18 protein-coding genes are annotated in these 17,895 nt (G+C 34.7%); 12 read left to right on the top strand and 6 right to left on the bottom strand.

The genetic code is table 11. The annotated features are described in order from the left end of the window. Window positions 1–667, bottom strand: a 667-nt coding sequence (locus tag ACQKOG_RS24880) for a DUF1266 domain-containing protein (protein WP_427448442.1), incomplete at its 3' end; no start/stop codon positions are given. Window positions 668–1,084: 417 nt separating this feature from the next. Between ACQKOG_RS24880 and ACQKOG_RS24875 the strand changes: the two genes are divergently transcribed. After that, entirely contained in the window at window positions 1,085–1,930 is an 846-nt protein-coding gene (locus tag ACQKOG_RS24875; RefSeq protein WP_402870594.1) for an MBL fold metallo-hydrolase, read from the top strand. Window positions 1,931–2,034: 104 nt separating this feature from the next. Here ACQKOG_RS24875 and ACQKOG_RS24870 read toward each other — a convergent pair whose 3' ends face one another. Beyond that, on the bottom strand, window positions 2,035–3,444 hold the full coding sequence (locus ACQKOG_RS24870) for a sodium:solute symporter (protein ID WP_402870596.1): 1,410 nt from the start codon (window positions 3,442–3,444) through the stop codon (window positions 2,035–2,037). Then, on the bottom strand, window positions 3,445–4,761 hold the full coding sequence (locus ACQKOG_RS24865; RefSeq protein WP_402870599.1) for an aspartate aminotransferase family protein: 1,317 nt from the start codon (window positions 4,759–4,761) through the stop codon (window positions 3,445–3,447). 235 nt (window positions 4,762–4,996) lie between these two features. Between ACQKOG_RS24865 and ACQKOG_RS24860 the strand changes: the two genes are divergently transcribed. The 4 genes from ACQKOG_RS24860 to ACQKOG_RS24845 all read left to right on the top strand — a co-directional run bounded on the left by ACQKOG_RS24860 (window position 4,997) and on the right by ACQKOG_RS24845 (window position 8,223). Then, window positions 4,997–5,896, top strand: coding sequence for a LysR family transcriptional regulator (locus ACQKOG_RS24860; protein WP_427448441.1), 900 nt, complete (start codon window positions 4,997–4,999; stop codon window positions 5,894–5,896). Window positions 5,897–6,196: 300 nt separating this feature from the next. Then, the gene (locus tag ACQKOG_RS24855) at window positions 6,197–6,745 is read left to right on the top strand and encodes a PadR family transcriptional regulator (protein WP_370080300.1); all 549 of its coding nucleotides are present in this window, start codon (window positions 6,197–6,199) and stop codon (window positions 6,743–6,745) included. A 63-nt stretch (window positions 6,746–6,808) separates the two neighbouring features. Beyond that, window positions 6,809–7,504: an ABC transporter ATP-binding protein gene (locus tag ACQKOG_RS24850; protein WP_402870603.1), complete on the top strand. Its 696-nt coding sequence runs from the start codon at window positions 6,809–6,811 to the stop codon at window positions 7,502–7,504. Between the two features lie 11 nt (window positions 7,505–7,515). Next, window positions 7,516–8,223, top strand: coding sequence for an ABC transporter permease (locus tag ACQKOG_RS24845; protein ID WP_427448440.1), 708 nt, complete (start codon window positions 7,516–7,518; stop codon window positions 8,221–8,223). A gap of 626 nt (window positions 8,224–8,849) precedes the next feature. On the opposite strand, the gene ACQKOG_RS24840 is transcribed toward ACQKOG_RS24845, so the two are convergent. The 3 genes from ACQKOG_RS24840 to ACQKOG_RS24830 all read right to left on the bottom strand — a co-directional run bounded on the left by ACQKOG_RS24840 (window position 8,850) and on the right by ACQKOG_RS24830 (window position 10,972). After that, complete coding sequence (locus ACQKOG_RS24840) at window positions 8,850–9,203, bottom strand: cupin domain-containing protein (protein WP_402870608.1); 354 nt, start codon at window positions 9,201–9,203, stop codon at window positions 8,850–8,852. Between the two features lie 20 nt (window positions 9,204–9,223). After that, on the bottom strand, window positions 9,224–10,138 hold the full coding sequence (locus tag ACQKOG_RS24835) for a class I SAM-dependent methyltransferase (protein WP_427448439.1): 915 nt from the start codon (window positions 10,136–10,138) through the stop codon (window positions 9,224–9,226). A gap of 147 nt (window positions 10,139–10,285) precedes the next feature. Further along, entirely contained in the window at window positions 10,286–10,972 is a 687-nt protein-coding gene (locus ACQKOG_RS24830) for a DUF421 domain-containing protein (protein WP_402870614.1), read from the bottom strand. 368 nt (window positions 10,973–11,340) lie between these two features. Here ACQKOG_RS24830 and ACQKOG_RS24825 point away from each other — a divergent pair, with 368 nt between their 5' ends. The 7 genes from ACQKOG_RS24825 to ACQKOG_RS24795 all read left to right on the top strand — a co-directional run bounded on the left by ACQKOG_RS24825 (window position 11,341) and on the right by ACQKOG_RS24795 (window position 17,633). Next, window positions 11,341–12,147 (top strand): aminoglycoside adenylyltransferase domain-containing protein, encoded by an 807-nt coding sequence (locus tag ACQKOG_RS24825; RefSeq protein WP_402870617.1) that lies wholly within the window; start codon window positions 11,341–11,343, stop codon window positions 12,145–12,147. Window positions 12,148–12,379: 232 nt separating this feature from the next. After that, window positions 12,380–12,937 (top strand): cysteine hydrolase family protein, encoded by a 558-nt coding sequence (locus tag ACQKOG_RS24820; protein WP_402870620.1) that lies wholly within the window; start codon window positions 12,380–12,382, stop codon window positions 12,935–12,937. Between the two features lie 379 nt (window positions 12,938–13,316). Next, window positions 13,317–14,120, top strand: a complete 804-nt coding sequence (locus ACQKOG_RS24815) for a hypothetical protein (protein ID WP_427448438.1) — start codon at window positions 13,317–13,319, stop codon at window positions 14,118–14,120. 129 nt (window positions 14,121–14,249) lie between these two features. Then, window positions 14,250–14,810 (top strand): DUF1697 domain-containing protein, encoded by a 561-nt coding sequence (locus ACQKOG_RS24810; protein ID WP_427448437.1) that lies wholly within the window; start codon window positions 14,250–14,252, stop codon window positions 14,808–14,810. A 178-nt stretch (window positions 14,811–14,988) separates the two neighbouring features. Further along, a complete protein-coding gene (locus ACQKOG_RS24805) occupies window positions 14,989–15,213 on the top strand; it encodes a transposase (protein ID WP_427448445.1) in 225 nt (74 codons plus the stop codon). Window positions 15,214–15,314: 101 nt separating this feature from the next. Continuing rightward, a complete protein-coding gene (locus ACQKOG_RS24800) occupies window positions 15,315–16,391 on the top strand; it encodes an RNA-guided endonuclease TnpB family protein (protein ID WP_427448436.1) in 1,077 nt (358 codons plus the stop codon). A gap of 474 nt (window positions 16,392–16,865) precedes the next feature. Next, window positions 16,866–17,633: a GNAT family N-acetyltransferase gene (locus tag ACQKOG_RS24795; RefSeq protein WP_427448435.1), complete on the top strand. Its 768-nt coding sequence runs from the start codon at window positions 16,866–16,868 to the stop codon at window positions 17,631–17,633. The last annotated feature ends 262 nt before the right edge of the window (window positions 17,634–17,895 follow it).

Genomic DNA, 17,895 nt, shown 5'->3' with positions numbered 1-17,895 from the left:
TGTCGTAAATGTCACCCTCGTAAGCAATGGCTCGGCCAAATGCAAATGAAATAAAATAGTCCTTCCAGGATTGGAATGCATGGCTTCCGGCATCAGCTGCTCGCGTTATATAGCTCCATGTCTGTTCCTCGGTAATATAACCAACTATGTAGCTCCATCTTGCAACATTTACAGCTCGGTCAAAATCCCAGGCAGCAATAGTGTCCACCCGTTCAAAATCGGATTTCGTAAAGGAAAGTTTCTTCATCATCGCTTCTTGGGCTGATTCAAAGCATTCCTGCGATTTTCCCACTTCCTCTTCTGTAAAAGACTGGCCAGCTTTCAATGCCATAAAAAGCTGACCAAACTTCGTACGATGGCCTTCAGTAAGCAGCCATTCCAGGGTTTCTACAGCCTCTTCCGGATTATTAACGTCCCAATATGAAGAAAGGACCTCCCTCAAAGTTTCATTATCTACATCTATCGGCAGTATCCGTGGCGAATCAGTGCGGTAAAGAGCGAGATTGGCACCGTAGGCTAGTAAATGCTGTTTCTCCTTCGGTAAAGGGTTAGCCATCTCCATTTCTAATCGTAATTTTTTTTCATTTTTCTTAATTCGCTTGCTCGCTGTAATTAAACCTACAATAAGTAAAAACACAATCACTACGATAATTCCTACAATATACATAAGGATCTTCAAACTGGTACATTCCTTTCCATGCTTTTTATTTGTCGCAGTTTAAATCATGCAACACTAACTTTTAACAAATGATAGTAAAATTATACATTTACAGGTAATGTTATGCAATCAGACTATTTTATTACTTGTCTCTGATAGTTAGTATGTCAATAGTTGATGGGCGTAGAGGCTTCTGGAAGAACGATTAAAAGGAACTAAAGAAAGGGGACTGGAAGTTTCTTAATTCCTTATTTGAAAAGGGATAAAATGTTGGTTCATGCTGATATATATATTTATTTTGAAACCTCATAAACTGGATCAATCAATATAACTACTAGACACAATCCATTTTTTTCTTGCTTTATTTTTACTGTATAAAGGAAAAATATGATTGTCTATATTTCAATGAAGGAAGAAGGGTTTTCCATGCATAAAGATATGAATTATGGTAGCGACTTTAAATATATTCCAGCAACATCAATTTGGAGTGGAGATGGTGTAGAAGTATTGCCAGATTTATACCAACATACGATTCAAATTGTTAATATCGTACTTTACGGTGAACCTCATAAGAAAGAGTTCGTATTAGTTGATGCAGGCATGCCAAAAAGTGCAAAGGAAATTATTTCAATAGTCGAGGAGAGATTTGGATCAAATTGTCGACCTAAAGCATTAATTTTAACGCACGGGCACTTTGATCATGTTGGGGCGATAATTGATCTAATTGAACATTGGGGTATGCCGGTTTATGCCCATCCTTTAGAATTACCTTATTTAACTGATATAAAAAATTATCCTGAACCTGATACTACTGTAAATGGTGGCTTAATAGCAAAAGTATCATCCATTTTCCCGAATGAAGCTATTAACTTAGGAAACAACATTGAGGAGCTCCCGTCCGATGGGAGTATTCCATATATGGATGGTTTTCGTTGGATTCATACTCCGGGCCATACGCCAGGTCATATATCTTTATTTCGCGAAGAAGATAGAGCGTTAATTGTTGGAGATGCATTTGTTACGGTTAAACAAGAGTCTCTTTACAAAGTCGTGCTACAAAAAAAGGAAATTAGCGGACCGCCACGATATTTCACAACGGATTGGCAGGCTGCTTGGGATTCTGTAAAAAAATTAGAGGCATTAAAACCTTTAGTTGCTATTACAGGACATGGATTACCGATGAAGGGGGAAGAGCTTACTAGAAATTTGCATAAGTTAGCGACTGAATTTGAGCAGATTGCTTTACCTAATCACAGCAAATTCCTGAATTAATGATTCCGAATTATAAAAAACTGCATCTCCAATTGTTAGTTGTGCCTAACTATTGGAGTGCAGCTTAATTTAGATTGTCTTATAAACTTGAAACTTTTTAATATTTACTTATAAATTGACGTATTTTCCTTGTTCACATCAATGTTATTTTCGGGAATAATAAGTGTGAAACCAACAATAACAACGAGTCCAGTAATTAAACCATAAATAATCGGTAGTGTAGAAGTAATTCCAAAAATGATAAATGAAATAAAGATAACTAGTGAACTAGCAATAATAGAATAGAAAGCAGCTTTACTTGTTACACGCTTCCAATAGAGACCAATGATGAGTGGTACGAAGATAGCACCTGATAAAATTGCGTAGGCCATATCTAATGCCACTAGTATGTTTTGAATCCATACTGAGAAAATGATTGCTAACACACCTAAGCCAAGTATGACAATTCGTGATGTATTGATGATATCTTTATCAGTCATATCTTTTTTTACGTATACCTTAATAATATCGTTAGTGATTAGGGTCGCAGAGGCAAAAATAGCACCCGAAGCATTTGACATAAGTGCAGAACAAACACTAGCAAGAACAAGCCCCAACAAGCCTGGTGGGAGAATTTCTAATGCAAGGCTAGTAAACGCTGATTGAGAGTCTCCTAAATTTGGAAGTAGCACATGTGCACACATACCTACAATGCTTAGTACTAAACCATATAAAACACTGTATAGACCGGCCGATATGGCACTACTTTTCGCTACCTTTTGGCTTCTCGCTGTAAATACACGCTGCCAGATGTCTTGAGAAACCATTAAACCAAAGAAGTACAATAAAAAGTATTGGAAGATACGATCCCAGCCGATATTTGTAAGGCTAAGATGTGCTTCTGGCACACTACTAAATAGAGCTGTTAAACCTCCGACACTGTTTACGCTAAACGGGAACATAATAAAAAATACACCAATAGTCATTACTATAAATTGAATAATATCGGTTAAGGTAATACTCCACATTCCACCTAAGATTGTATAAAAGAGCACGATCCCTCCGCCAATAATCATAGAAGGAATAAGGGACCAGCCCAATAACACGTGAATAACATTTCCCATACCAATTACTTGTGTTACTACGACCATAAGGGTATAGATGGCTGTAACAATAGCACTGATAAGCTGAGTTCCTTCTCCAAAGCGCTTTCCGAGTAACTGACTAATAGTAAAAACCTCATAACCGCCAATTTTATTAACGACGAAAAGACCCAAGGCAGCTATACCAAAGCCCATCATCGAAACAAACCAAAGACCAGAAACCCCGTAATTATAACCTAATGACGTGGAACCCATAGTAGCTGCACCACCAATAATAACAGCTGCTAAACAGCCGACATGGCTGTAGTACCCTAAACGACTTCCTGCGAGGACAAAATCTTTTTCAGATTTCGCTTTTTTAACTCCTATTATTCCGATAATCATTAGGACACCAAAATATAGAAGAAGAACAAAAGTATCTAGTGTATTCATTTATTCACCCCCGAAACTTAACTCTAATTCGTATTCGGTAATCGCTTCGTCAAGCAAGGAAATTCCTAAGTCTAAATGTTCCTTATCTATATTTAATGGAGGCATCATTCGAATTACCTCTCCCTTATTACCGCTCAAATAGTAAATAACCCCTTTGTCCAGACACTTCTCGAGGATTTTCATTAAGCCCTGACCATTTGGTTCTAGGGTAACAGGATGAATAATTTCAATTCCTAGCATTAAACCAATTCCACGAACATTGCCAATCGTGTGATGTTTTTCTTTTAAGTGTATTAATTTATTTAATGCATAGTCACCTAATATTCTAGCATTTTCCACTAAACCTTCTTCTTCTAAAACGTCTATTGTAGCGCATGCAGCTGCACATGCGACAGGATTTCCGCCAAATGTAGTACTATGACTACCAATTGTCCATTGTTCCATTAACTCCTGTGAAGCTACAGTTGCGCTAAGGGGCAAGCCACTGGCAATTCCTTTTGCAATCGCCATAATATCTGGTGTCACACCAAATCGATTGGCCGCAAACCAGTCACCTGTTCGACCAAAACCAGTTTGAACTTCATCGAAGATTAATAAAATTCCGTATCGGTCACAGATTTCTCTTATTTTTTGTAACCATGCCTTTGGCGGGATCACATAACCGCCTTCTCCTAGAACAGGCTCTAAAATAACAGCTGCCACTTCATCTGGAGACACTTGATGATTAAATAAACGTTCAAAATCTTTTTCAACATGATTTGACCAATATTCATTATGGTTTAAACCTTCTGGTGTTTCCGTTAATTGAGCATAAGGTAATTGATATGTCATGTTTGCTCCAACCGGTAAATTCCTTCTGTATTTACTTTTTGATGTAGTAAGACTCAACGCTCCCATCGTTCTGCCATGGAATCCTCCAAGGAAAGAAACAACGTAAGGTCTCTTGGTTACATGTCTTGCTAATTTTACTGCACCTTCGATTGCTTCTGCTCCGCTATTTCCAAAGAAAAAACAATCTAATGGCTCTGGTAAAATCTCTCTCAATTTCTTAGCTAATAGAATAATTGAATCATAATTAATAATACCGATAGGACCATGAACTAAACGATCTACTTGATCTTTAATAGCTGTAATTACCTTTGGATGTCTATGCCCTGTATTTTCTGTAGCAATACCAGAAGTAAAGTCTAGATACTTTCTACCATCTACTCCTATATAAAATAATCCCTCAGATTTTACTACCTGCAGATTCGGAAAATCCTTCGCCATTGTGGGTGCTAATAGGCCTTCTTCGTTAATGTTTTTCCAATCAATCATAATCTCATCCCCATTTCATTGGTGTTGAAGGAATTTTCTCTCAATTCAGAAAAAACGTCAAATGCCTACCATAAAAAATTTTAATAGTTGATAAAGAAGGATAGAGATAAAAAAACATCTACATCGACCTTGCATAACACTCATAATTTCTTAAATGGAAGAAGGGTAATTATTACTTTATAATAGAAATACAGATTTAATATGTAGGAATTAGGGGAAAGTAGACGGTGATTAAATGGAACTAAGGAATTTGAAAACCTTTCAAGTGGTCGCAGAAGAATTAAATATTACAAAGGCTGCCAAAAGATTAGGGTATACACAGCCAACTATTACACTACAAATACAATCTTTAGAAAAAGAACTGAAGCACACTCTATTAACAAGAGTTGGTAAAAAGACTCTTCTAACAGCTGCTGGAAAAAAGCTAAAAGACCATGTCGATAACTTATTTATCTTTATAGATAAGATAGAAAAAGACATGGAAGAGCTACATGGACCGTCTGGCATTCTGACCATTGCTGCCTCAGAATATTATTGTACTCAACATCTTTCACCGATTGTAAAAGCTTATTTGGAAATCTACCCGACTGTGAAAATAAGTCTTCTACCATTAAATAGTATACATGCTATTAAAAGTGTAAGAGACCACGTAGCGGATATTGCTATTATTGCGAATGAATGTAATGATATTGATATTAGTAAAACTTTTTTAGAAGAGGAAAAGGCTTATTTAGTTGCTTCTTCTAGAATTAGTAAAGAAAGAAGTTTTCAAGAAATTCTATGTGAAGATACCTTTATCTCCTATGACTATCATTGTAGTTTCAGTAATATCATTGAACAATACTTCAAAAAAGCCGAATTTCAACCTCAGTCCACTATTATGGTTGGTGGAAGTGATGAGATGATAAAGCGTGCCGTGTTGAACGGAACAGGCTATGCGATTTTAGGTCAAAATGCTATTGAGAATGAAATACAGGATGGTTCGATCAGCATCCTCCAACATGTTTCAGAATCTATCATTACATCAGCCATTAATTTAAAAGTTCGCTCAAATGAACCGAATATACTAACGTTTAATGAATTTTTACAAAACGCCTGGCCAGTTAATAATAATCTTAGTAAATTATTTGATTAAATTGCAAGGATAATTAGAAAATTATAGATGCAAGAGTGCAGTCCCATTTTTTATTTTTCTAATGCGGGATATATATCTAAATTTATTTAAAAAGAAAAGCTGTAGCAAATAAATTTGCTACAGCCTGAATTGGTTCATGCCCCTTGATGGCGCAATATCATATATTTTATCATAAAAAACGTTATTGTAATATATTTTGTTTTTTGCAACATTTCAATAATAAATAAAAAATTATTGACAAAAAAATGCAGAACCGTTATATTCAATTTATTCAACGTTGAATATAAAAAGGTGATTATTATGACAAGACTATTAGTTCTTGCTATGTTGGGGCTAAAACCAATGACTGGCTATGATATTAAAGTAATGCTTGAATTAAGCGACGCTGAACGCTGGGGTGGTGTGCTAATCGGCTCGATCTATAATGCTTTGAAGAAACTTGAAAAAGATGGCTATATAGAGGTGGCTAGTATTGAATCCACAGGTCACAGACAAAAAGCAATTTACCAAATTACTGAAAAGGGCAGGGCACATGAGCAAGAATTAATTATCGAGGCTCTTGAAAAATCCTCTGTAGTTTATCCTACAACTTTATATTCTGGTGTCTCCTTTGCATTTAAACTGCCAAAAGCTAAAGCGGTGAATGCATTAGAAAAGCAGAAAATAATTTTGGAACAAGAAGAAAAGGCGATCAATGCTGGCTATGAGGCGAAATTAATTGCTATGCAAGGAGAACTACCAGCATTAACACAACTAGCATTTGATAATATGCTTGAAATTGTTCAAGTACAATCAAAATTTGTACATCAAGCTATTGAAATTATGAAAAAAAGTGACTCTCTCGAATGAGGGAGTTAAAAATTAGCCATATATTCAATGTTGAATATACAATGTTAAGTAAGGGGAGATAATGTGAAAGAACTCATTAGCGCTAGTCAATTAACGAAAAGTTATAAAGCTAGATGTGTCGTTGATCATATAAATATTGCCATTAAAGAAGGGGAGGTAATAGCTTTAGTGGGCACAAATGGTGCTGGGAAAACTACAACGATCGGTATGCTTCTTGGCATTATTCCGCAGGACAGTGGAACGATTGAATACTGGACATCCGACTACAAAAAGGAAATAGGTGCGCAGCTTCAATCAACCCCTTTTTTTGAAGGTTATTCTGTAGAGGATAATGTGAAATTATTTGGGGCATTCTATGGAATTTCACTAACAAAAAATGATATTGATGAAAAACTCGCTGCTTTTGATTTATTGCAGGTCAAAAAAACGCCAGCTATCAAACTGTCATTAGGACAGCAAAAACGGCTAGCTATTATCGTGACAACTTTGCATAACCCTAAACTAGTAATTTTGGATGAACCTTCTGCTGGATTGGATCCTAGAGGCCAAAGAGAAATTCAACAGATCATTAAACGATTGAAAAATAGCGGGGTTGCCGTGTTATTTTCTTCCCACGATATGTTGGAAGTAATGAATGTAGCTGACAGAGTTTTGGTTATGCATCACGGAAAAATAATGGCAAATGGCTCACCTGATAGTTTAATGGAGCATTACCAAACGCAAAATTTAGAAGAATTATTTTTTGAATTAACGAAGTGAGGTGCGAGAAGATGAAGGCTATTTTCGTATTAAATTTGAAGTCTAGCATAAAGGATATGTATTTACTCTTTTGGTCAATATTAATGCCATTTGCTGCGATTATTGCGTTAAGGATATTTTTACCGAGTTATGCAGGAAATTATGTAGAAGGAATCATTGCCATTAGTGTATTTTTCTATTCATTTATGACCACTGCTTTTATAGCATTATCGCAAAGAAAAAGAGGGGTTTATAATTTACTTCACGCTACACCAATGCCATTATGGAAATATATCGTCAGTATTTCTAGTGCATGGGCTATAGTAGCGATTATCTTATCTTACATCGTGCTTTTATTCGCTATCGTTATCAATCAACTGAATTTTACTTTTAAAATCCTCTTATATATGACACCGATTATCCTAATAGCTTCATTAAGTTTTGTTTTTTTAAGCTTTTTTATTTCAAGTCTCGTGAAAAACGAGGGGCATTTAAGTATGACTGCAAACGTACTGATGATACCAATGCTACTTTGTAGTAATGCATTTTATACAATGGAAAAAGCGCCAAACCTTATACAATATATTAGTCTGGTAAATCCATTTGAATGGTTTGTAAATGGAATTAAAGCCGCGTTTCTAAATAATTTTAGTACATGGGGAGAATCTTTACTTCTTTTATCGGGATGCTTAGCCGTGACACTTATCATTTCCTTAAAAACATTCAAGTATAGTGAATAATAATTGAAATATAATAAATCAAGTGACTAGAACTCGAATTTGAGTCTAGTCATTTCCAACGTTACTTTACAAACCCAGCGTTCATGGAGAGTTACAAGGATGGAGAGTAAACCATATTGAAAGGAGTAGAAGTGATATTTATTCCGATTTCACTAAATTTCCCAGACAATTATTTGGAGTTGGGGAATGATAGAGAAGGAGAGACGAAATTTTATCTTGTATGATCGAGATAGAAATACTCTAAGAGTTTGTCAATAAACTATATAAAAACACTATTTCCTGAACAGAAAACTTATAGAGGGCCACTTAATTATTCTAAGTGACCCTTAGTAACAAAGCTTCGGAGGTGTAAGACTAAACCAATCTTACATTACTAACATATGATACGATGTTATTCTTGCATAGTTAATTGCCTGAGAAATAGTTTAACTTCCTTCAGCGGGTCGCTGAAAGAAGTTAAAGCCTCCGGCGGATGTCACGGAATCGGAAAGGAGTGATTAAAGGATGTTAGCCTAAAACCATCGCATCCATGCGATAACGGCTAACTGACCTGCATCGTGCAGGCCCAAGCACAAAGCCGATTCCGGACGCAATTATGTTGAGGCATAATTGATAATATTAGTAAGTCACTTTAAAGGCATAAAAGCCGCGGGATTTAATTGTTCAGATTCTATCACGATGCCGGTTAATCCTTTATCCGTTTTAGTTTCATGCCATTCACCCTTTTCCCAATAAACTGCATCTCCAGGCTGAACTTGATAATATTGCTCCTGTGCATTTCTTACAAATCCTTCGCCTTCTATAATTAAGAGAAGCTGGGGAACTACCGCTTGATGATAGCCAATAACACCGTTTTCTTCTAAATACATACACCCGAGACTAGCTGATGCTTCAGTTTTGATAATACGAGACATAATAAAACTTGACTTAAACTGTGTTATATTTTTGCCATTTTCTTTGGACAATTGATAAAATTTCATTTGATTCCTCCGAACTTAACTTATTTTTTCACAGCATGGACGTAGTGAATCGTTTCAAAGGCTGTTAAATAATCTTTTCGATTGTCAAAATAAAGCTCATTAATTGTATCTGGCGATAGATGTTCGTAAATAAGCAGACCTGAGTTCTCTAACATTTTTTCCATTTCTTCATAAGTAAAACATGATTTCATCGGTTCACCACCTGCTGCAGCCATTTTTACCATGTTGTTTACTCGATTTGAAATTCCTTGTTCTTTAAATAGTTTTTCATCTGCATAGTCCAACATTATCGAACTTCCTGTTGGTACATTGGCAAACAAGTGATCAATTAAACTTGAAATTTCATCTTTCGTTAAATAATAGGAAACACCTAGTAGACTAAAGAAAGTTTTTTTATTGTCAAAGCCGCTATCCATTAGATTTTGATATGAAAACTTTTTTGTGAAATCCATCGAAACGAAATGTACATTACTTGGAAGCTTTAAATTAACTTTAGCTAATCTTTTCTTTTTAAATTCTTGCGTTGCAGGGTGATCAATTTCAAAGATTTCCAAAATGCTTTCAAATTCCGGGTTTCTTAAGCTAAATGTATCTAACCCTGCACCGAGTATGACGTATTGCTGTAAACCCAGCAAAACTTCATTCAGTAAAACTTTTTCACAATATGCTGCACGCGCCAAGGGTGTGGGGGAGAGCTGTGTTTGCACAATCCATTTTAATAGCTCTTCAGTTTGTCCATTTAGTTTTTCTGCGATTTCTTTGTTAAAAAACTGGATGCCTTGTACCATATTTGTTTGAATGTCATGGAACTCTTGTTGTGTGATTAATTCTTGAGCTAGATAGTCATCAAAAATTTTAGGGGTATCAAATTGACTATGATAGGCTCTACTAAAAGCTGAGATTAATGAAGTTAAACTGGATTCACCTTTGTTCATGCAAATACACTCCTTCAAAAAAAATAGGATTCTCCTGGCCAGGAGAATCCTATTTTACAGATAAATTATTTAAAAGTAAATTATTGCATAAATAACTTTTTTTGTCAAGTTTTCAGTACCGATAAGCCATTAGATTTAGAAATCTCCTTAATCAAATTTTTGGATAAATATTTTACCGTTCGGTTGAATTTCTGCATAAAATACTTCTTCGATTGTTTTTATATGTGCTTTTTTTAATTCGCTATCTAGCCATTCTCTACTTTTTCCAACTTCCAGTAAATTTCGTTTCAATAGCTTACCATCTGTGATCACTTCAATGGGGATAAAAGCTGGAGATGAAGGAGAGATTTTTAAATCGATCTTTTGTGTGCCTAGAAATTCAGGCTTTTTCAAAATACTAAGCATGCCATTTGGTTCTAATATTGCATAGTCAATTTCTGTAATTGAAAAAACTTGATATTGTCTAATCATCATCGTAAGGTCATCAATATTTATTTTAGTATTTGCTAAAGCTTTTCTATCTATTTTTCCTTTTTTAATCACAATTGTCGGTTGTCCATCAAGTAATGTTCTTGCTTTTCCGGATTTTAGAGCGATGTAACTAATTAAAGTAGTAAGCGCACACCAAACAATTAAGCTTACTAAAAATTTTGTGTATACAATTGTTTTTAAAACTACCATATTGGCTGCCATTGAACCAATTGTAATACCAGTTACGTAGTTAAAGAAAGTTAAGTGACTTAGTTGTTTTTTACCTAGAAACCTCGTAAGTGTCAGAAGAACAAAAAAACTAATAATCGTTTGAACACCTACTTGTATATAACCTGTGTACAAATTCTCCCACTCCTTATCTAATCACTAGAATACCCAATGAATTTCCAAAAGATACGTCGTTACAGGGCCGAGTTCGAATTGATTAGTGTTCTATTTAAGTTTTATAAGAAAATAAATGAATCGATACAATGTTGATTCATTATCAAAAGTATAGATAACCTTTGTCTAAAACGTATGCTATGTAATTAAGTTAATTGAAGTGGGGAATGGGCGACTCCTTGAGGCTCATCGGACGTCCCCAAAGAAAGCGCCCAGTCGGAATGGAAATCAACAATACGTTTTGATGATAATCATATTAGTATCAATAATGGAAAATATAGTTGGTGTTTTGGTAATATAAGTATTATTTGATTAAAAGGAGAGTTTTTATGGATTCTAGAGTTTCTATTCAGGTTCAAAAAATTTTAAATGAATATACTACCCTATTTCAAAATAAAATACCGGATACGCTTGAAGGGTTCTATTTACATGGCTCAATTGCTCTTAACGCTTACATAAACGGTTCTAGTGATATCGACTTTATTGCAGTTGTTAATAGATCCTTAACCGAAGAAGATGCGAAAGTAATATCGGCTCTTCACAAAGAATTAAATCGAAAATACAAGAATACAGGGATGGATGGATGTTATTTACTTGTTGAGGATATTGGCAAGAAACAGAGTGAGGTAAATGGTTGTTTAAACGTCAACGAAGGTAAAACAAATTGGAGTAATGATCATATTAACCCAATTACTTGGTGGATATTAAAAAATAAAGGGATTACCATTTTAGGGGCAGATGTAGCTACATATAACTTCAGTGTAGATGAAAGAGTGCTTGATGATTATGTTTTAGAAAATATGAACAGTTATTGGTCGAGTAGATTGGAAAAAATTAAAAAATATAAAGCATTTTTAATACCAAAAAATTTAGTTGATTCAGAAGTAGAGTGGTCAATAACAGGGGTTTTACGGCAATTTTATACACTGCAAGAACATGATATTGTTTCGAAAGTTGATGCTTGTAAATATGCAACACATCATTTACCAGAAGAATATCACAATATTATTAACGAAGCCATCAGTATTCGAGAAGGTTCTAATAAACGCTATTGTAATTCGAAAAAACAACGCATTGATGACACTATTCAATGTATGGATTATATACTTAAGCAATGTAATAGTGTTAAAAACTAATGAAATGTGGTTATCACCACATGTTTTGGTGATGAGATTGAAATGTTCTGATTTGCCTATTATTACTTTTTGTGGAAAATATGATAATATTAATTCTTAAATGACAATTTCATTTTAGGGGGTAGATATTATGAACAAAAATTATGTTAGCACCGTGATAAACAAAAAGGGGAAATCGTCTAACTAAAAAATAATTATATAGCGTTTCCTCAAATTGAAAGGGGAAAATTTTTTGAATCAAGCACTACTTATTATTGATGCTCAGCAAGAATTAATGGATGGTAATGAGAAAGAAAGGGCTGTTTTTAAGAAGGAACAGCTTATTAGAAATATAAATTTAGTCATTGACAAAGCAAGAAGAGCCAATGTTCCAGTCGTCTTTGTAAGGGATCTTGATGTTGCTGAAGGTAAAGGGACAGGGTTCGGTATTCATAATGGCATTAGCGTACCTAAGGAAGCGAAGATTTTCGATAAAAAAGCAACGAATTGTTTCCATGGGACTGAACTTTTAACTCATTTACAAAGTCATGACATTAAACATGTTGTTGTGATGGGCTGTTCGACGCAGTACTGTATCGATAGTGCAGTAAGAACTGCAACTATTAGCGGTTTGGATGTCACGTTAGTTGGTGATGGGCATTCAACAACGGACAGTGATGTTTTAAGTGCAGAACAAATTATCAAGCATCATAATAATACACTTCATGGTCATTACAATGTCGAACACTTTTCTGTTGTTAGAAATTCTGAAGAAGACTTGTTTCAACCTACACATGATTCGTATCGATAAAAAAGAACATTCAAGGGCACTCAGATAAAATTAAATATACATTGATCCCTTCGGACTTGATAAGAAAAGCTTATATCTAAGTAATAAAAGATATAAGCTCTTTTTTATGGTCTGTACGTAGAAATTGTTACTTCTTAATTCCTTTTCTTATTCCACAAACAGAGGATAGTGCAATAAGGAATGAGGGAATTATAGTTGTGTTATGATGATTCTATATAAAATAATTTATTTAGGGGTTTTCTACATAATGTTTAAATTGAACACCATTAAAAAATTCTAAACTTCGTTTCAGCTATGTCTTTCAAATGATTATCAACTATTATGTCATACAATGGGCGGAAAGACGATTGTTTATAACACTATTTCTTGGGAGAAAGTGGTGGAGATTCCTAAACCTAAAAATCCTGGTGAGATAAAATTCTCTGCTGATGATAAATATCTATTTATTAAAAGAACTACTGGTACGGTGTATGTTTATGAAACGACTGAATTTAGTTTAGTTGCTATATTTCAATCGAATAAAGCTATACATCTGACTGAAGGGAATTTTGCTTTAACTACTAACCCCTTTATTATTCTTGATGAAATAAGAATAAAAGCAGATATTCAATTAGCTTCTATCAATACAGAAAATGGAGAAATTAATGTCTTGACTAATTTCGAAGAGCCTATCAGATATATGAGATACCATCATCATATACAAAGTGAAAATGCGCATCTATTTACAATAGCTTTTGAAAATGAACTATATGATGAACTTAAAGTACTAAAAGTCACTGAAAAAAATGGTACATTTTATACTTCGTTAATTAGCTTTCCAGACGAGCTTTTTTGGGATACATTGATTTATAATCCAGTTTATCAGGTATATATTTTAGTGGAAAAATATAACTTAATCATAGTGAATGCAGAATTTAATAAAATATTGATGAGAAAAAATCTATTAAAGGATGAAAAATTAGATGATATCGGGTACTTCACACATATCCATCTGTCTGATAACGGCTTATTCATTGTATTAGCTTATAGTAAAAAGGTTCTGATTGTACGTTCTGATGATTTACAGGTTATTTTAGTAGAAACATTTTCTTATGCTTGTTTCGCAGAATTTAGTAAAAATGATGAATTACTACTTATAGGTACTTGGAGCAATGGTTATGTTTTAGAAACTAATCTGAAATAATATGTTACTGATTGCGCCGAGATATTTTTAATGAAATGGTTATTGATTATCTAGAGGATAAGCCTTTAAAGCAATATAAGGATGTAACTATTATTAGTAAATAAATAGTAAATGGAAAGGCGGGATAGTATGACTATATATATTGCATTACTTAGAGGAATTAATGTAGGCGGGCACAATAAAATAATCATGGCAGAGTTAAGAAGTTCTCTTGAGCAACTAGGATTACATAATGTAAAGACTTATATCCAAAGTGGAAACATCCTTTTTGAATCTGACGAAACTGAGGAGCTTTTGCAAACGAAAATTCACGATAAAATTAAAGAGGATTTTGGGATCTCTAGTGTTGTTGTCATTAGGACAGCAGAGGAAATACAGCAGATTGTAAATCAATCCCCTTTTTCAAATCAGGAGATTTCAGAAGCGGAGCAATCATGTAAGGGGGAATGCTTGCATGTTGCTTTGTTACCGGCAACTCCTTCGAAGGTCAATAGCGACAAGTTTTTATCTCTAGCAAACGAAAGAGAACTTAGTGTCATAAATGGAAGGGATGTGTATCTTTTACTTTTTGACAGCATTCGAAATTCCAAACTAGGCAATAATCTAAAAAAGCTTGAAATTCCAGCAACTGTTCGAAATTGGAAAACGCTTATGAAGCTTTCGAGTATGGTCCAAGAGCTCAAACATTAAAAAAGTGAATACAAGAAAAGAATTATTCAGGACTCGCAAATAGAAGATTTACAGATTTTCGAACGGGAAAGCTCGATCCTTCAGGTGTGGGATGAGAGTGAGGTCGGATACGGAGTGCTACTAAAAAACTGAAAGGTTTGTGGTACTTCAAGTATCCGAAAATTCCGCACTTTTTTGTATGTATGTTGCATTTATAAATAAAGCTGATAAATTTAAGTTGAGAGAGGAATTTCCTCATCTTCAACATTTGCCAAGCCAATGGACACGTTCCTATTTTGTATCTACCGCAGGAAACGTATCGAGTGAAATCATCAAGCATTATGTGGAACAACATAAAACAAGGGGGAATACTATGCAAGTTAAATGTAGTAATTGTGGTTTTGCGCAATCTTTTAAAGACTGAAAATTCAATAAAACCAACATCTCAGTTCATGGTTGATAATTAGAGAAGCAATTTTAGAAGAGTAAAAAAGCTAGATTAATTAGAGATTGAGGTGAAGAACAATGTCGCAAACAATAACTGTAAAAGTCAAACTGCTTCCTACAAAAGAACAGGCTTCCATTTTGCAGAATATGAGTCAATCGTATGTGTATACAATCAATTCCCTTGTTTCTGAAATGGTTGCAGAAAAGAAAAGTACAAAGAAATCAAGCAAGGATATTTCTGCCGACCTGCCAAGTGCTGTTAAAAACCAAGCGATTAAAGACGCTAAAAGTGTGTTTAAGAAAGTGAAGAAAAATAAATTCAAGGTTGTTCCTGTGTTAAAGAAGCCAGTGTGTATTTGGAATAACCAAAACTATTCTTTTGATTTCACGCACATTTCAATGCCCATCATGATGGATGGTAAGACAATTAAAACACCTATTCGTGCTTTGTTGGTCGATAAAGAAAACCGCAATTTTGATTTGTTGAAACACAAATTAGGTACTCTTCGTATCACGAAAAAAGCGAATAAATGGATGGCACAAATATCTGTCACCATTCCTACAAGTGAAAAAACAGGAATAAAGATAATGGGGGTAGATTTGGGTTTGAAAGTCCCTGCTGTTGTAGTGACAGAAGATGGAAGCGCTCGTTTCTTTGGAAAGGGTAGACAAAATAAATCTGTCAGACGTAAGTTTAAATCCAAACGTAAGAAGTTAGGCAAATTAAAGAAATTAAATGCTATTCGCAATCTTGATGATAAAGAACAGCGATACATGAAAAACCAAGACCATAAGGTTAGTCGTGCGATTGTTAATTTCGCTAAAGAAAATAATGTTTCTGTCATTCGCTTAGAACAACTAACGAACATCAGGCAGACGGCAAGAACAAGCCGTAAAAACGAAAAGAATCTGCACAACTGGTCATTCTATCGTCTTGCTCAATTCATTGCGTACAAAGCGATCCTAGTAGGTATTAAAGTTGAATTTGTGAATCCTGCGTACACAAGTCAAACATGCCCGAAATGTTCCGAAAAGAATAAGGCACAAGATAGAATATATAAGTGTAAATGTGGATTCGAAAAACATCGTGATTTAGTCGGTGCAATGAATATTCGATATGCACCTGTGATTGATGGTAACAGTCAATCAGCCTAAGATGCTATATGCACTGTCTTAGGAAGGGTAATGAGATCCCCTCGTCTTGAAGGCTGTTCAAAACAGAAATGGACTGCGAACGCGTAGTCATTCAAGAATCCCACCCGTCATACCATAAGGTATAGGGCTTGCGACTTTAGTCGTGGGAGTCTCAAAAGATGGTACAATGGCTACAACGTATAGATTTGATATTCCATCTGCTAAGTTTAGGAGCTAAAAAATGTTTGGTCAATTGACTTTTTTGTGTTTTTCCTATATATTAGAAAAAAATGAAGGAAGAGGGTGATGGGTAATGTCAAACAAACGTGTAAACAAGTTCTTGCCATTCAGTTTGTCCAATTTCCCTCACTGTTTGTGTACGTTGTAAACTAGACGTATACTCTCTTAAACGTGGATGAAACCTTGTGACTGCTGAAGGGCAGAACACGAGGTTTTTTATTATGTACTAAAAACGTATAAGGGAGTAGATTATGTATGATTTATGAGGTAAAAGGGTCGCTAGTAGAACACGTAACTAAGATATTTGAAAGCGTAGAAGATACATTAGTTCAGTCGTATCTACAGAGACATATGGGAACTGCTTATGTTGATAGTTTAGAAAATCCGAAAGTAGCTCAAATTATCGTAGGTATATTTGTTTTTTATGCAGGAGATGCAGGTGTACCAGGTACCAAGGAATTATTACACAATTTACCTGACTATCCATTAGTTATTGTAAATACGGATGAATGGAAAAATAGTATTGAGCTTGAGTACAAAGAACAGGCACATAAATTTAAGCGCTATCGATTTAAAAGAGACATGACTCATTTTAATCAAGAGAAATTAAAACAATTAATTAATGATTTACCAGAAGATTATAAGCTACAAAAAATAAATGCTACAATTATCAATCACTCTGCATTTTCAACACTTTCTGAAGATTTTTTCAGTCAGTTTGAGTCATATGATGACTTTTTGGCGCGTGGCATTGGCTATTGTATTACGTATAAAGATGCTCCAGTTTGCGGTGCAACTTCTTTTAGTATATATGATGCTGGCATTGAAATTGAAATTGCAACTGACGAAAGACACCAACGTAAAGGTTTAGGGGCGGCAGCAGCTGCCTCCCTAATTTTAGACTGTTTAGAGCAACGAATTTACCCGAACTGGGATGGGGCAAATTCTCCATCAGTTAAGTTAGCTGAAAAGTTAGGTTATGTGTTGAAGGAAGAGTACGATACGTATTTTATAGAAAAATAAGTGCTATAAAATATCCATCTAAAAGGCTGAAGGTTGAAAGTAATGAGTAAAAATGCATTGTGACTTGAAAGCTAAATGAATAGAAGGCACTCTCGATGTCATTTGTCGTAGTAAAACAAATATACATTATAAGACCAAAAAATAGAGAATTTCATGATTTGTTCAGAATTTGTTGAGAATGATGTGGTAACCTAGTTATGTCATGGTTAACAAATGAACACGCATAAAAACGGCTAGGTATTCACAAATCTTTTGTGAGCCT

The organism is Lysinibacillus sp. NPDC093216, assembly GCF_050280325.1.
Classification (GTDB): domain Bacteria; phylum Bacillota; class Bacilli; order Bacillales_A; family Planococcaceae; genus Lysinibacillus.
This window is presented reverse-complemented; position numbering and strand designations above follow the sequence as displayed.

Coding starts and splice junctions, on each gene's coding strand:
- ACQKOG_RS24860 (WP_427448441.1), top strand. CDS start 4,997: ATGGAACTAAGGAATTTGAAAACCTTTCAAGTGGTCGCAGAAGAATTA.
- ACQKOG_RS24845 (WP_427448440.1), top strand. CDS start 7,516: ATGAAGGCTATTTTCGTATTAAATTTGAAGTCTAGCATAAAGGATATG.
- ACQKOG_RS24810 (WP_427448437.1), top strand. CDS start 14,250: ATGACTATATATATTGCATTACTTAGAGGAATTAATGTAGGCGGGCAC.
- ACQKOG_RS24835 (WP_427448439.1), bottom strand. CDS start 10,138: ATGAACAAAGGTGAATCCAGTTTAACTTCATTAATCTCAGCTTTTAGT.
- ACQKOG_RS24840 (WP_402870608.1), bottom strand. CDS start 9,203: ATGAAATTTTATCAATTGTCCAAAGAAAATGGCAAAAATATAACACAG.
- ACQKOG_RS24870 (WP_402870596.1), bottom strand. CDS start 3,444: ATGAATACACTAGATACTTTTGTTCTTCTTCTATATTTTGGTGTCCTA.
- ACQKOG_RS24825 (WP_402870617.1), top strand. CDS start 11,341: ATGGATTCTAGAGTTTCTATTCAGGTTCAAAAAATTTTAAATGAATAT.
- ACQKOG_RS24795 (WP_427448435.1), top strand. CDS start 16,866: ATGATTTATGAGGTAAAAGGGTCGCTAGTAGAACACGTAACTAAGATA.
- ACQKOG_RS24800 (WP_427448436.1), top strand. CDS start 15,315: ATGTCGCAAACAATAACTGTAAAAGTCAAACTGCTTCCTACAAAAGAA.
- ACQKOG_RS24805 (WP_427448445.1), top strand. CDS start 14,989: ATGTATGTTGCATTTATAAATAAAGCTGATAAATTTAAGTTGAGAGAG.
- ACQKOG_RS24875 (WP_402870594.1), top strand. CDS start 1,085: ATGCATAAAGATATGAATTATGGTAGCGACTTTAAATATATTCCAGCA.
- ACQKOG_RS24855 (WP_370080300.1), top strand. CDS start 6,197: ATGACAAGACTATTAGTTCTTGCTATGTTGGGGCTAAAACCAATGACT.
- ACQKOG_RS24865 (WP_402870599.1), bottom strand. CDS start 4,761: ATGATTGATTGGAAAAACATTAACGAAGAAGGCCTATTAGCACCCACA.